The organism is Leclercia sp. GLN_9 (genome assembly GCF_043105735.1).
GTDB lineage: Bacteria > Pseudomonadota > Gammaproteobacteria > Enterobacterales > Enterobacteriaceae > Enterobacter > Enterobacter adecarboxylatus.
The window spans coordinates 26414-40457 of record NZ_JBICLV010000038.1 but is presented as its reverse complement, the minus strand read 5'-3'; the positions used below and the strand labels follow the sequence as shown (position 1 = coordinate 40457).

The window sequence follows — 14044 nt, the reverse complement described above, 5'->3', positions numbered from 1 at the left end:
GTTATTCCCCCTGACGCTGGTAGTCGTTACGCTGCGCGTTGGCGCGGCGTTGGTCCATGATGTCACCATCGTTTGAAGAAGAGGTGGTATTTGCGCTGGAGTTGCCTGTTGACGCAGGTGGCAGACGCAGCAGGTTATTCGCTCCGCTGGTGTCGTTCTTCGCGCCAGTGGCGTTTGCGCCTTTCAGCATCTGGTCCAGTGGCAGAACCATCAGGTTGCCATTTTTGCTGTCATTCACCAGTACCTTACGGGTATGGCTCAGCACTTTCTCCATGGTCTCGATATAGAGACGCTCGCGGGTAATTTCCGGTGCGGCTTTATATTCAGGCAGCAGTTTCGCGAAACGCGCCACTTCACCCTGAGCTTCGAGGATAGTCTGAGTCTTATAGGCGCGCGCTTCTTCGAGGATACGCTGTGCCTGACCGTTTGCACGTGGCTGGACTTCGTTGATGTATGCTTCCGCTTCACGGATATACTGCTGTTCGTTTTCACGGGCAGCAATCGCATCGTCAAACGCTGCTTTCACTTCTTCCGGCGGACGAGCAGCCTGGAAGTTGACGTCCAGCAGGGTGATACCCATGTTGTACGGACGAATGGTCTCTTCCAGCTCGCGCTGGGTATCGCTACGAATAACGGTACGACCTTCGGTCAGAATACGGTCCATGGTGTATTTGCCGATCACGCCGCGCAGGGCGCTGTCGGTAGCCTGACGCAGGCTGTCATCTGCACTGGTCACGCTAAACAGATAGTGCTGTGGATCGGTTACGCGGTACTGCACGTTCATCTCAACGCGCACCACGTTTTCGTCAGACGTCAGCATCACACCGGATGCCGCCAGCTCACGCACCGATTCAACGTTTACCGCCTTAACGTCATCGATAAAGGTTGGCTTCCAGTTCAGACCTGGCTCAACCAGATGGCTGAACTTACCGAAACGAGTGACAACACCGCGCTCGGCTTCTTTGATGGTGTAGAACCCGCTGGCAGCCCAGATAATTACCGCTGCAGCCGCAACAATAGTCACTACGCGACCGCCCATATGAGGACGCGGCCCCTGGCCAGTACCGCCGCCAGTGCCTTTACCACCGCCAAGACCGCCCAGCTTTTTACTCAGCTTGCGGAAGATATCATCCAGATCGGGTGGCCCCTGCTCGCGACCACCTTTGTTGCCATTTCCCCCGGAGTTGCCGCCTTGATTATTGCTGCTCCCCCACGGGTCGCGGTCTTGTCCGTTATTACCGGGCTGATTCCACGCCATGTATGTGCTCCATATTTGTTATGCGGTGATATACCTTCAAAGGCCTGGTATGCCGGAGCATCCATGGCGATTGGGGTATCCCAAAGGGCAAAAACCTTCAGGCATCTCCTTTCCGGTCAGACGACGTAGTCGACCAGCGCAGGTTCTTGTTTACAGAGGCGACGCCAGTCAACGATCGGCATACGCACTTGCAACCCCACGCTGCCGTCATCCTCCATCCACTCTTTTTCTATCGCCTGAAGCTGATAAAAACGGCTGCGCAGTCGGCCTTCCTCGGGCGGTAGACGCAGCGTGTGCTGGGCCACTTCACCGGAAAGACGTTCTGTTAAGGCCTGGAAAAGCAGTGGTACACCGACACCGGTCTGGGCAGAAAGCCAGACCCGAATCGGTATGTTCTCTTCATTTCTGTCGATACGCGGTTCGAAACCGTCCAGCATATCGATCTTGTTCATCACCAGCAGCGTTGGGATCTCGTGCGCATCAATCTCTTCCAGCACGATATTCACTGCGTCAATGTTTTCCTGCAGACGTACATCCGCAGCGTCAATCACGTGCAGCAGCAACGTCGCCTGACGGGTCTCCTGCAAGGTGGCTTTAAACGCAGCCACCAGATCGTGCGGCAAATGGCGGATAAACCCAACGGTATCCGCCAGCACGGTTTCACCGACATCCGTTACATCAATGCGGCGCAGCGTCGGATCCAGGGTCGCAAACAGCTGGTCTGCGGCGTAAACCTGGGCCTCAGTGATCTGGTTAAACAGGGTGGATTTACCGGCGTTGGTATAACCGACCAGCGACACCGTCGGAATGTCTGCTTTCTGTCGGGAGCGGCGCCCTTGCTCACGTTGTTTCTCAACTTTTTCCAACCGTGAGAGGATTTGCATTATACGGCCACGCAGCAAGCGACGGTCGGTTTCGAGCTGGGTTTCACCCGGGCCACGCAAACCAATCCCGCCTTTCTGTCTTTCAAGGTGTGTCCAGCCGCGCACCAGGCGCGTTGCCAGATGGCGCAACTGCGCCAGCTCAACCTGCAGCTTCCCTTCATGAGTACGCGCACGTTGAGCAAAAATGTCTAAAATCAAACCCGTTCGATCGATAACACGACATTCGCACAGACGTTCCAGGTTGCGTTCCTGGGCCGGTGTCAGGGCGTGATCAAAAAGCACGACTGATGCGCCAGTCGCTTTAACGGCATCCGCAATCTCTACTGCTTTACCTTCACCAACAAAATACTTTGGGTGCGGCGCTTTACGGCTACCGGTAATCACCTGCATTGCTTCGACACCGGCGGAAGAGACCAGAGATTCAAACTCCTGGAGATCTTCCATATCTTTGTCTTGCGAAAAATAGATGTGTACCAGCACCGCCTGCTCACCGGCATCATAACGGTCAAACAAGCGTAAACCTCTCTAAAAAGATCAGCGGGGAACGCAGAAACCTGGCTCCCCGATATGGAAATAACAGCCAGTAACCTTATTCGGTTTCTTCGCTGTCCTGCGCAGGCGCAGAAGAGCCCTGTGCGTTGCTGCCATGATGGTAGTTACTGGAACCGCCGCCAGCGTTATTGCTGTGATGAGATACCGGGCGAGACGGAACAACAGTAGAAATCGCGTGCTTGTAGACCATCTGGCTGACCGTGTTTTTCAACAGGATCACGAACTGATCGAAAGACTCAATTTGACCTTGCAGCTTAATACCATTCACCAAATAAATAGAAACTGGAACACGTTCACGACGCAGTGCGTTCAAGAACGGATCTTGTAAAGATTGCCCCTTAGCCATTCTATCTTTTCCTTATATGCTTGTTTTGTACTTAGAACCTTGCGATTCTGAAAAATTGCGCACGATACGGCTTAATTGTACACATTCAGTCTGCGATATCACCAACAACCTGTAACACATCTTGTAGCGCCTGCTGCGGTTTCTCACTGTCTAACCAGTGAATACCGTCCCAACCGCGCAACCAGGTCATCTGGCGTTTCGCTAACTGTCTCGTGGCGCAAATACCTCGATAAACCATTTCATCATGTGATATTTCACCTTCAATGTATGACCACATCTGGCGATAACCCACACAACGAATGGAAGGCATATCCGTATGCAAATCTCCACGGGCAAATAGCGCCCGCACTTCTGCTTCAAAATCTGAAGCTAACATCTGATGAAAACGCTGCTCAATTCGTTGATGGAGCAGTTCACGGCTCGCCGGGGCGATGGCGAACTGATGCACCTGATACGGCAGAGCCTCTCCTGACGTTTGCGTCAGTTCCGTTAAAGTTTTACCCGAAATGAAAAAAACTTCCAGTGCCCGGGAAAGCCTTTGCGGATCATTTGGATGAATACGTGCTGCGGCAACCGGATCGATTTCAGCCAGTTGTTCATGCAACGCACCCCATCCCTGCTCTGCCGCCTGTTGCTCAATTTTTGCTCTTACTTCAGGATCTGCCGATGGCAATGGCGATAACCCTTCCAGTAAGGCTTTGAAATAGAGCATGGTTCCACCCACTAACAGGGGGATACGACCTGCCGCACTGATCTCTGCCATCTGCGCCAGCGCATCGCGACGAAAATCTGCCGCCGAATACGCCTGCGCCGGGTCAAGGATATCCAGTAATCGGTGCGGCGCGGCGCGTAATTCGTCTGCGTTCGGCTTTGCTGTACCGATATCCATCCCCTGATAAATAAGGGCGGAATCAACGCTAATCAACTCTACTGGCAAAACTTTACGTAACTCAATGGCTAACGCTGTTTTGCCGGAGGCCGTTGGCCCCATCAAAAATATCGCCTTAGGCAGGCTGGTATTACTCAAGTCACTCATTTTTCAGGGCGTTCATCGCCGAATGTAGATCTACAGGTTGTAATAAACCACCCGGCGGCGCTTTCACCAGCTGCGGGCAGAGGCGTTCGACCTCAGCCAGCACCGTGATCGCCTGCGCCATACTCCACGTCGAATGTTCGCTGGCCAGTTGGCGAGCGATCCACTGCGCGGTGTTGGCGGCATCAAACGTCGTTTGTTGCGCCAGGTAGCCTATCAGTTCAGGAATCAAGTTTTGTAAATTTTGTTGGCGTAAGGGTAAAGGCACGGCCCGAAGCGTGACATGGTGCGCTTCGGTCACCATCTGGATGCCCATTTCAGCCAGCGCCGTTTGATAACGCTGGATGACCTGCGTCTCTTGCGCCGAGATTTTTATCCGCACCGGGATCAGCAGCGGCTGGGCGCAGGCCTGATGCGGCCCGGGGGCAAGCTGCGCCTGCTTTAACCAGCGTTCGGCGACCGGTAGGGACAACAGCGCCAGCTGGCCGTCACGCTCCAGCAGGGCAGTATCCGGCGCTACGATGGTCAGCACCCGACCAAAACTCTGGCTATGCCCCGCCAGCGTAGGGGCCGCGGGCGCGCTATCTTCTGCTTTATGTGCGGGAGCTGGGGTATCAAGCAATGTGCGATAGACCGCGCCCGCCTGCTTTTGGTAACCCGGCTGGGCATGGGGGTAGCTGGCACCCGATGCTCGCGGGGCCGATCCGCTGGATGCAAAGCGCGGCGCGGCCGGTTCACGTGCGACAGCCGGTTCTGCAAACTGGTTTTTACCCGCCGCTACGCGGTTTTCCGGGATAGGACGCGGCGCAGGTGCCACATCAGTCAACGGCAGGGTCGGATCGGCCTGCTGCTGTAACACGCTCAACACGCCCTGGTAGATAAAGTCATGCACCAGCCGTGACTGATGAAAACGCACTTCATGTTTGGCCGGATGAACGTTAACGTCCACCTGATGCGGGTCGATCTCCAGATAGAGCACAAAAGCGGGCTGCTCTCCGGCACCGAGTTTATCCTCGCACGCCTGGCGGATCGCATGATTGATCAGGCGGTCACGCATCATGCGCCCGTTCACGTAGCAATACTGGATCTCAGCAAATGCCGCGCTGCTCGCTTTCGGATCCGCCACCCAGCCGCGCAGGGTCAAATCGCCATGCTGCCACTCAATCGCCAGCGCCTGTTCAAGGAAGGGCGTACCGCAGATGGCACCCAGTCGGCGCTCTTTTTGCCCGCCCTGCGCCACGGCGCGGTACTGGCGCATCATCTTGCCGTTATGACTCAAATTGATGGTGACATCGAAACGCGCCAGCGCGATGCGGCGAATAATCTCGTCGATATGGCCGAATTCGGTTTTCTCGGTGCGCATAAATTTGCGCCGCGCGGGGGTGTTGTAGAACAGATCCAGCACTTCCAGCGTGGTGCCCACCGGGTGCGCGGCGGGTTTAACCGTCACGTCCATATCCCGGCCTTCGGCGTAAGCCTGCCAGGCTTCCGGCTGCTCTGCCGTGCGGGAAGTGAGCGTTAAGCGGGAGACAGAGCTGATACTCGCCAACGCTTCGCCGCGAAAACCGAGGCTGATGATGGCTTCGAGATCGTCAAGGGAGGCGATTTTGCTGGTTGCATGACGGGCCAGCGCTAACGCCAGCTCCTCTTTTTTGATGCCGCAGCCGTTATCACGAATACGGATGAGTTTCGCGCCGCCGCGCTCAATATCAATATCGATGCGGGTCGCACCCGCATCGAGACTGTTTTCCACCAGCTCTTTCACGACCGACGCAGGGCGTTCTACCACCTCACCGGCGGCGATTTGGTTCGCAAGCTGCGGCGGCAGAACCTGAATCGGCATGAAATCTCCTTAGTTGGTCGAGGTCGACTCGCCCGGTAATACGGCGCTGGCTGTCTGCGCCGCGCCACCCTGCGGTGCAGACTGGAGCGGATGCGTATCAAAATAGTTACGCAGGCCTTTATAAATCGCTTCGGCAATCTGCTGCTGGTAGTTATCGCTGCCCAGCAGTCGCTCTTCACCGTTATTACTGATAAAGCCAGTTTCGACCAGAATGGACGGGATATCCGGCGAACGCAGCACGCCCAGGCTGGCATGTTCCGGGCGGCGCTTATGCAGGGAACCCACACTTTGCAGCTGATTCAGGACGTTAGTCGCTACATCATACCCGACACGCTGGGAATGGCCGAACTGTAAATCCAGTACCGCCTGGCTCAGGTAGGGATCCGACTGGCTGTTCGCCAGCACGTCACCTGCCCCGCCCAACAGCTCGGATTGCTTTTCATGTTCCTCAAGCCAGTTTGCCATTTCACTGTTAGCACGACGGTTGGAAAGCACCCATACGGATGCCCCCGTCGCGCTGCGGTTGGGAGCCGCATCGGCATGCACAGAAACGAGGAAATTAGCGTTCTGCTGACGCGCCACGTCAGAACGGCCCATGACCGAGATAAAATAATCGCCGTCACGGGTTAATACACCTTTAAACATCGGGTCGTTGTTCAGCAGGGTTCGCAGCTTACGGGCAATGGCGATAGTCACGTTCTTCTCACGCGTGCCGCCCGGTCCGATAGCGCCAGGATCATCGCCACCGTGTCCTGCATCAATCGCAATGATAACCTTATCGCCGTTTGTCTGGCGCGCCTGGACGGCCGGACGGGTCACGGTATTGCTGCTGGTGACGCTGGTAATACGATCGCTGCCGGATTTAAACGGATTGCGGGCTGGCTCTGAAGGACGCGGTGCAACCACAGGCGCTTCCACCCGCTTTGCCACTACCGGTGGTGGTGGAGGCGGCGGCGGTGCATCGGCGTTGATGGTAAAAATCACCATGTAGTTCGCGCCGTTCTGTTGCTTCACCGCCCGGGTCTTGCCGTTTTGCGTTAAATCGACCACCAGACGCAAGGACTGATTGTCTTTCGGCGTACCGGAACGAATGCTATGCACCAGGTTATTGCCGCTGAACTGCAGCGGCAACCCTTTGATAACACCGGTCTGTTTGATATCCAGTGCGACGCTGCGCTTATCGTCCTGCGAAAAAGCATACTCAGGATCGCCCATAAAGCTGAAGGTGATCCGGGCCTGATTGTCGCCGTTGGACACCTGAATATCGGACAACGTTGCTGCCCCGGTCTGGGCACAAAACAGCACCGTTGCAGCCATCAACCAACTTTTAACGCGATTAATCATCCCGTTATCTCTTCTTTTAACCGGCCAACCGCGCCAGTATGGAGTGACCTGATGCGGAGACAGCAGTGACGCGGGCTTCACGCCCTTGCGCCTGATACTCCAGGTGAATTTCAACATCCGGGTCAGGCAAGACGCCCGTACCCTGCTGCGGCCACTCTACCAGGCAAATGGCATCGTTGGCGAAATAGTCACGGATCCCCATAAATTCCAGCTCTTCAGGATCGGCAAGGCGATAGAGATCGAAGTGGTACACCATCAGGTTATCCAGGGTGTACGGCTCCACCAGCGTATAGGTCGGGCTTTTCACGTTTCCCTGATGTCCCAGCGCCTGTAAGAAGCCCCGGCTAAAGGTGGTTTTACCCGCGCCAAGGTCGCCATACAGATAAATGACGGTTGCGCCCTTGCAGGCCTGCGCCACGCGCTGGCCGAGATCTAAAGTTGCCTGTTCGTCGGGTAAAGGGATCACTCGATTAATCATTTTCTACGTCAATTATTTCCGGGTTAACAACACGCCGTAGCGTGTCAAAAAGATCGGTTGCCAGCATGCCGCGCGTACCGTACTGGTCAGCCAGCCGATCGGCGGCTGCACCATGCACGACGCAGCCTGCGCAGGCAGCATCATAAAGCGCCAGTTTCTGTCCGAGCAACGCCCCGATAATACCGGAAAGCACATCGCCCATACCGCCGCTCGCCATGCCCGCATTGCCGGCATCAATAATACCTGACATTCCGCTTTCACTGGCGACGACGGTGCCAGCGCCTTTCAGCACTACCACACCACCGTAACGTTTTACCAGACGCTGGGCAGAATGTAAGCGATCGCTTTCAATTTCTGCAACGCTGCAGTTAAGCAGACGCGCGGCCTCGCCGGGGTGCGGCGTCAGGATGCGATTGTGACGTTTATCCGGGTTGATTGCCAGAAGGTTCAGCGCGTCAGCGTCCCAAAGCATGGCGTGCCGAAAGTTCTCGACCTTGCGTAACGCCTCTTTACCCCAGGACGCTTGTCCCAGACCGGGGCCAATTACGACCACATCGGCCCACTGCAGGCTGTCGTCCAGCGCCTCAGCGGTCAGTTCGTGTACCATCAGCTCAGGCCGGGCGGTGACGATCGGGGCAATATTTTCGCGGCGGGTCAGAACGCGCACCAGCCCTGCCCCCGTTCGCAGCGCCGCTTCGCCGGTCATGCGGATAGCCCCTGCGGTGCCGTGATCGCCGCCGATGATCACCAGTCGGCCGTGATCGCCCTTATGGGAGGTAGGACGACGCGGAGGTAGCCATTGCGCCAGTTGCGAAGCATCAAAGCGGCTGATGGGCGTCTCTTGTCCGGCAAGCCAGCCTTCCAGCCCGAGGGCGTTATGGTGCAGTTCCCCGACGACATCACGCGCTTTCCCGGTCAACAGGCCGGGCTTGAGGGCAACAAAGGTCACCGTATGGTTAGCGTGAATGACGTCGCCGGGCGTGGTGCCCGTCTGGGCGTTCAGCCCGGAGGGCACATCCAGCGCAACGATGGAGGCCGGGTGGTGGTTAGCGTGCGCGATTAATCTGGCAATCTCATTACGTGGCGCACTACGTAACCCCGTTCCCAGCAGGCCGTCGACGATCAGATCGACCTCTTCGGGCCAGGCCGTATCTGCAGCATGGATCACCCCCGCCGCCTCCAGCCAGGTTTCCCGCGCTTTTGCAGCCTCTTCGGGAAGCGGTTTGTCGCTCTCCTGCGCCAACAGCGTCACGGTTATACCGGCGGCCAGCGCCAGGCGTGCGACGACATAACCATCGCCACCGTTGTTGCCATGGCCACACAGGATCAGCCAGTGTCTGGCCTGCGGATACGCCCTGCGGGCAACGGCAAACGCTGCCTCACCCGCGCGCTGCATCAGTTCATAAAGCGTCATACCAATGCTGTCTGCAGCCTCTTGTTCGACGCGACGTAGCGCCTCCGCCGGCCAGACAGAATGTGGTATACTTGCGGGGTTTTTCTTCACAGTATGGTCCGTCATGTCACAGCCCCTCGATCTCAATCAGTTAGCGCAAAACATTAAACAGTGGGGCGCTGAGCTTGGTTTTCAACACGTGGGTATCACCGATACCGATCTCTCTGCCAGTGAGCCAAAACTCCAGGCATGGCTGGATAATCAATACCACGGCGAGATGGAGTGGATGGCGCGTCACGGCATGATGCGCGCCCGCCCGCATGAACTGCTGCCGGGAACGCTGCGCGTGATCAGTGTGCGGATGAACTACCTTCCCGCCCGGGCCGCTTTTGCCAGCACGCTAAAAGACCCCACGCTGGGATACGTCAGCCGTTATGCCCTGGGGCGTGATTATCATAAATTGTTGCGTAACCGGCTCAAAAAGCTGGGGGAAATGATCCAGCAGCAATGCGCCACGCTGAATTTTAGACCCTTTGTCGATTCCGCGCCTGTTCTTGAGCGGCCCCTGGCTGAAAAAGCGGGACTTGGCTGGACAGGTAAGCACTCACTTATCCTCAGCCGCGACGCCGGTTCCTTTTTCTTCCTGGGCGAGCTACTGATTGATCTCCCCCTGCCGGTGGATAAGCCGGTTGAAGATGGCTGTGGGCGCTGTGTCGCCTGCATGACTATCTGCCCTACCGGCGCCATCGTAGAGCCTTACACCGTCGATGCCCGCCGCTGCATCTCCTATCTGACCATTGAACTTGAAGGGGCGATCCCGGAAGAGTTTAGGCCGTTAATCGGCAATCGCATTTATGGCTGCGATGACTGCCAGCTGATCTGCCCGTGGAACCGTTATTCACAGTTAACGGAAGAGGACGACTTCAGTCCGCGCAAGGCCCTGCACGCTCCGCCGCTCATTGAGCTGTTTGGCTGGAGTGAAGCCTGGTTTTTAAAGGTAACGGAGGGATCGGCTATTCGCCGTATCGGGCACTTGCGCTGGCTGCGTAATATCGCCGTCGCGCTGGGAAATGCTCCCTGGGATGAAGCCAATATTCAGGCTCTGGAAAGTCGCCGAGGTGAGCACCCACTTCTTGATGAACACATAGAATGGGCGGTTGCGCAGCAAATCGCCAGGCGAAACGCCTGTGCCGTAGAGGTGCAATTACCGCAGAAAAACAGGCTGGTCCGGGTGGTCGAAAAAGGGCTGCCGCGGGATGCATGATGTTTCCACAGCCTGTGAATAAAATTTAAAAGCCAGAAACCATCTGGGCCAGGCTATTGGTCAAGTGATCGGCTTAACATTTTGAAATGATATTTTCTCTATAATTTTCAATAAATTATAAAGTTACTATTCATCAGGCGAAGTATTTGGCTATTCGCAGAAAATTAACAAAGCTGTGGATAAGTCTGTTAAGAAGAGTTTGTCAGAAATGAAACAAGTCATCCCCGGCGGGGCTTGCTGCGGTGGATATCTGGAAGGGGAGAAAAAATTTGGAGCGGGAAACGAGACTCGAACTCGCGACCCCGACCTTGGCAAGGTCGTGCTCTACCAACTGAGCTATTCCCGCTTAATCTTCGTCTTTCACGCTGCTGTTTTGTTGCAACCTGAAATCCTGCGATTTTGGTGGTGCGTATCTTGCGATACTTTTCAAATTTTGGAGCGGGAAACGAGACTCGAACTCGCGACCCCGACCTTGGCAAGGTCGTGCTCTACCAACTGAGCTATTCCCGCTTAATCTTCGTCTTTCACGTTGCTGCTTTGTTGCAACCTGAAAGCCTGCGATTGGTGGTCTTACTGCACAGCGAACAGATTTGGAGCGGGAAACGAGACTCGAACTCGCGACCCCGACCTTGGCAAGGTCGTGCTCTACCAACTGAGCTATTCCCGCAAAATCTATGCTGTCGTAACGATGAATTCTCTGTCGTTACGGGAGGCGCATTATACGAGAAATCCTTTCTGCTGCAACCCCCCCAAAAGCGTTTTTTTATAAATTTAATTCAAGTGCTGCAATATTCGTCACATTGCGCATTTTTAAATCGTTATAGCGGTTTAGCCCCGGCAACTGCAGCACCGCCGGGGTTCTCGCTTACAGTTTAATGAAATGTTCGCGGTAATACGCCAGTTCCGCCACTGACTCACGGATATCGTCCATGGCCTGATGCGTCCCCTGCTTCTTAAAGCCATCCAGCATTTCCGGCTTCCAGCGGCGCGCCAGCTCTTTCAGGGTACTGACATCGAGATAGCGGTAGTGGAAATAGGCTTCCAGCTCCGGCATGTACTTAAACAGGAAACGGCGATCCTGGCCAATGCTGTTACCACAAATCGGTGACTTACCCTGCGGTACCCACTGCTTGAGGAACTCAAGGGTAGCCAGCTCGGCTTCGCGGTCGCCCTGGGTGCTGGCTTTCACGCGGTCCACCAGGCCGCTGCCGGTGTGGGTACGTACGTTCCAGTCATCCATCAGCGCCAGTTGCTCATCGGACTGATGCACGGCAATGGTTGGCCCTTCCGCGAGCACATTCAGGTTCGCATCGGTTACCAGTGTGGCGATCTCAATAATGCGATCGCGCTCGGGATCCAGCCCGGTCATCTCCAGATCAATCCAAATCAGATTGTTTTCATCTGCACTCATGTTATTTTCCACCCTTCTCGTATAACCGGCCGTGGCAGGTTAACTAGTATTAATTAGTGTGTATCATAGAGGTTTTGCCCAATATGGGCGACCAGGAGCCAGCACGATTGAGTAAAAATAAACTCTCCAAAGGGCAGCAGCGCCGCGTGAAAGCCAATCACCAGCGCCGTCTTAAAACCACTTCGGAGAAGGTCGATTACGACGACAACCTGTTTGGCGAACCCGCTGAAGGCGTAGTGATTAGCCGCTTCGGTATGCATGCTGATGTGGAATCGGGTGATGGCGAGGTTCACCGCTGCAATATTCGCCGCACCATCCGCTCGCTGGTAACCGGTGACCGCGTGGTCTGGCGTCCGGGTAAAGCTGCAGCAGAAGGCGTGACGGTGAAAGGCATCGTTGAAGCCGTGCATGAGCGCACGTCGGTTCTGACGCGCCCGGACTTCTACGACGGCGTAAAACCCATTGCCGCCAATATCGATCAGATCGTCATTGTCTCGGCGATCCTGCCCGAGCTGTCGCTGAATATTATCGACCGTTATCTCGTCGCTTGTGAAACCCTGCAAGTAGAGCCGCTGATTGTCCTGAACAAAATCGATCTGCTCGACAGCGAAGGCATGGACTTCGTTAATGAGCAGATGGATATCTATCGCAAGATTGGCTATCGCGTGCTGATGGTCTCGAGCCGGACGCAGAATGGCCTGCAGCCGCTCGAAGAGGCATTAACCGATCGCATCAGCATTTTTGCCGGTCAGTCCGGCGTAGGCAAATCCAGCCTGCTGAACAACCTGCTGGGTCTACAACAAGAGATTCTGACTAACGATGTCTCTGACAACTCCGGTCTGGGTCAGCACACCACCACTGCCTCACGTCTGTATCACTTCCCGCACGGCGGCGATGTTATCGACTCCCCGGGGGTGCGTGAATTTGGTCTGTGGCATCTCGAACCCGATCAGATCTTTAACGGCTTTGTCGAGTTCCTCGACTATTTAGGCGCGTGTAAATACCGTGACTGTAAGCACGATAACGACCCTGGCTGCGCCATTCGTGCCGCGGTCGAAAACGGTGAAATTGCGGAAACCCGTTTTGCCAACTATCACCATATTCTCGACAGCATGGCGCAGGTAAAAACGCGTAAAAGCTTTTCTGAATCTGATGACTGACAACTAAGCTAAGCGTCGCTAAAATCGTCCCCTTTTTTTCAGGTTCCGGCTGTCTGACAGCCGGTTCAGGAACGACAAAACAATGGCCTGGAGGCTACCTTGTTAAACTCATTTAAACTTTCGCTTCAATACATTCTGCCAAAACTGTGGCTCACTCGCCTGGCGGGCTGGGGCGCGAGCAAACGAGCGGGCTGGCTGACCAAGCTGGTAATCGATCTGTTCGTGAAATACTACAAGGTCGATATGCGTGAAGCGCAGAAGCCGGATACCGCCAGCTACCGCACCTTTAACGATTTCTTCGTGCGCCCACTGCGCGATGAAGTGCGTCCGCTGAATACCGACCCGAACGTGCTGGTGATGCCTGCTGACGGCGTGATCAGCCAGCTGGGCGCGATCGAAAACGACAAGATCCTGCAGGCTAAGGGCCATAACTACAGTCTGGAAGCTTTGCTGGCAGGTAACTACCTGATGGCGGATCTGTTCCGCAATGGTTCCTTTGCCACCACTTACCTGTCGCCACGCGACTATCACCGCGTGCATATGCCGTGCAACGGTATTCTGCGTGAAATGATCTACGTCCCGGGCGATCTGTTCTCGGTGAACCATTTGACCGCGCAAAATGTTCCGAACCTTTTTGCCCGTAACGAGCGCGTTATCTGCCTGTTCGACACCGAGTTTGGCCCGATGGCGCAGATTCTGGTGGGTGCCACCATTGTCGGCAGCATTGAAACCGTCTGGGCGGGCACCATTACGCCACCGCGCGAAGGCGTGATTAAACGCTGGACCTGGCCTGAGGGTGAAAGCGAAGGCTCCGTGGCGCTGCTGAAGGGTCAGGAGATGGGCCGCTTCAAACTCGGCTCCACTGTAATCAACCTGTTTGCCCCGGGTAAAGTGAAGCTGGTAGAGCAGCTTGAAAGCCTGTCCGTAACCAAACTCGGCCAGCCGCTGGCGGTTTCGACGGAGCCTTTCGTTACAACGGACGCAGAGCCTGCCCCGCTGTCAGACGAAGAGATCGCCGCTGAACTCGAAGCCAGCCCGCTGGTTGATGACAAAAAAGACGCAAGCTAAGCAAAGGTAA

12 protein-coding genes and 3 tRNA genes are annotated in these 14044 nt (G+C 55.6%); 3 read left to right on the top strand and 12 right to left on the bottom strand.

What is annotated here, in order from left to right:
* Position 1 precedes the first annotated feature (1 nt).
* The 8 genes from hflK to nnr form a co-directional block, all read right to left on the bottom strand.
* Entirely contained in the window at positions 2-1258 is a 1257-nt protein-coding gene (hflK, locus tag ACF8PE_RS20610; protein WP_032616181.1) for an FtsH protease activity modulator HflK, read from the bottom strand.
* A 116-nt stretch (positions 1259-1374) separates the two neighbouring features.
* The gene (gene hflX, locus ACF8PE_RS20605) at positions 1375-2655 is read right to left on the bottom strand and encodes a ribosome rescue GTPase HflX (RefSeq protein ID WP_032616180.1); all 1281 of its coding nucleotides are present in this window, start codon (positions 2653-2655) and stop codon (positions 1375-1377) included.
* A 76-nt stretch (positions 2656-2731) separates the two neighbouring features.
* Entirely contained in the window at positions 2732-3040 is a 309-nt protein-coding gene (gene hfq / locus ACF8PE_RS20600) for an RNA chaperone Hfq (RefSeq protein WP_032616179.1), read from the bottom strand.
* An 85-nt stretch (positions 3041-3125) separates the two neighbouring features.
* Positions 3126-4076, bottom strand: a complete 951-nt coding sequence (gene miaA, locus ACF8PE_RS20595) for a tRNA (adenosine(37)-N6)-dimethylallyltransferase MiaA (protein WP_032616178.1) — start codon at positions 4074-4076, stop codon at positions 3126-3128.
* Positions 4069-5916, bottom strand: a complete 1848-nt coding sequence (mutL, locus tag ACF8PE_RS20590) for a DNA mismatch repair endonuclease MutL (protein ID WP_032616177.1) — start codon at positions 5914-5916, stop codon at positions 4069-4071. The genes miaA and mutL overlap by 8 nt, the downstream gene beginning before the upstream one ends.
* Before the next feature lie 9 nt (positions 5917-5925).
* Positions 5926-7260 carry an N-acetylmuramoyl-L-alanine amidase AmiB gene (amiB, locus tag ACF8PE_RS20585; protein ID WP_032616176.1) on the bottom strand — a complete coding sequence of 445 codons (1335 nt, stop codon included), beginning with the start codon at positions 7258-7260 and terminating at the stop codon, positions 5926-5928.
* 16 nt (positions 7261-7276) lie between these two features.
* Positions 7277-7738, bottom strand: a complete 462-nt coding sequence (gene tsaE, locus ACF8PE_RS20580; protein WP_032616175.1) for a tRNA (adenosine(37)-N6)-threonylcarbamoyltransferase complex ATPase subunit type 1 TsaE — start codon at positions 7736-7738, stop codon at positions 7277-7279.
* Entirely contained in the window at positions 7731-9257 is a 1527-nt protein-coding gene (gene nnr, locus ACF8PE_RS20575) for a bifunctional ADP-dependent NAD(P)H-hydrate dehydratase/NAD(P)H-hydrate epimerase (RefSeq protein ID WP_103793117.1), read from the bottom strand. The genes tsaE and nnr overlap by 8 nt, the downstream gene beginning before the upstream one ends.
* On the opposite strand from nnr, the gene queG reads away from it, so the two are divergent.
* Entirely contained in the window at positions 9256-10395 is a 1140-nt protein-coding gene (gene queG, locus ACF8PE_RS20570; RefSeq protein WP_059308905.1) for a tRNA epoxyqueuosine(34) reductase QueG, read from the top strand. The two genes, nnr and queG, sit on opposite strands and share 2 nt — an antisense overlap.
* A gap of 270 nt (positions 10396-10665) precedes the next feature.
* On the opposite strand, the gene ACF8PE_RS20565 is transcribed toward queG, so the two are convergent.
* The 4 genes from ACF8PE_RS20565 to orn all read right to left on the bottom strand — a co-directional run bounded on the left by ACF8PE_RS20565 (position 10666) and on the right by orn (position 11806).
* Positions 10666-10741 (bottom strand) — tRNA-Gly (locus ACF8PE_RS20565).
* An 88-nt stretch (positions 10742-10829) separates the two neighbouring features.
* A tRNA-Gly gene (locus tag ACF8PE_RS20560) sits at positions 10830-10905 on the bottom strand.
* Between the two features lie 81 nt (positions 10906-10986).
* Positions 10987-11062 (bottom strand) — tRNA-Gly (locus ACF8PE_RS20555).
* Between the two features lie 198 nt (positions 11063-11260).
* A complete protein-coding gene (gene orn, locus ACF8PE_RS20550; RefSeq protein WP_032616171.1) occupies positions 11261-11806 on the bottom strand; it encodes an oligoribonuclease in 546 nt (181 codons plus the stop codon).
* 107 nt (positions 11807-11913) lie between these two features.
* Here orn and rsgA point away from each other — a divergent pair, with 107 nt between their 5' ends.
* Both rsgA and asd read left to right on the top strand, forming a co-directional pair.
* Positions 11914-12966 carry a small ribosomal subunit biogenesis GTPase RsgA gene (gene rsgA, locus ACF8PE_RS20545; RefSeq protein ID WP_072250796.1) on the top strand — a complete coding sequence of 351 codons (1053 nt, stop codon included), beginning with the start codon at positions 11914-11916 and terminating at the stop codon, positions 12964-12966.
* 99 nt (positions 12967-13065) lie between these two features.
* Positions 13066-14034: an archaetidylserine decarboxylase gene (gene asd / locus ACF8PE_RS20540; RefSeq protein ID WP_032616169.1), complete on the top strand. Its 969-nt coding sequence runs from the start codon at positions 13066-13068 to the stop codon at positions 14032-14034.
* The last annotated feature ends 10 nt before the right edge of the window (positions 14035-14044 follow it).

Bases quoted from the DNA above. Each gene is read 5' to 3' on its own strand.
- queG (WP_059308905.1), top strand. From the start codon at position 9,256: ATGTCACAGCCCCTCGATCTCAATCAGTTAGCGCAAAACATTAAACAG.
- nnr (WP_103793117.1), bottom strand. From the start codon at position 9,257: ATGACGGACCATACTGTGAAGAAAAACCCCGCAAGTATACCACATTCT.
- hfq (WP_032616179.1), bottom strand. From the start codon at position 3,040: ATGGCTAAGGGGCAATCTTTACAAGATCCGTTCTTGAACGCACTGCGT.
- mutL (WP_032616177.1), bottom strand. From the start codon at position 5,916: ATGCCGATTCAGGTTCTGCCGCCGCAGCTTGCGAACCAAATCGCCGCC.
- hflK (WP_032616181.1), bottom strand. From the start codon at position 1,258: ATGGCGTGGAATCAGCCCGGTAATAACGGACAAGACCGCGACCCGTGG.
- tsaE (WP_032616175.1), bottom strand. From the start codon at position 7,738: ATGATTAATCGAGTGATCCCTTTACCCGACGAACAGGCAACTTTAGAT.
- amiB (WP_032616176.1), bottom strand. From the start codon at position 7,260: ATGATTAATCGCGTTAAAAGTTGGTTGATGGCTGCAACGGTGCTGTTT.
- miaA (WP_032616178.1), bottom strand. From the start codon at position 4,076: ATGAGTGACTTGAGTAATACCAGCCTGCCTAAGGCGATATTTTTGATG.
- orn (WP_032616171.1), bottom strand. From the start codon at position 11,806: ATGAGTGCAGATGAAAACAATCTGATTTGGATTGATCTGGAGATGACC.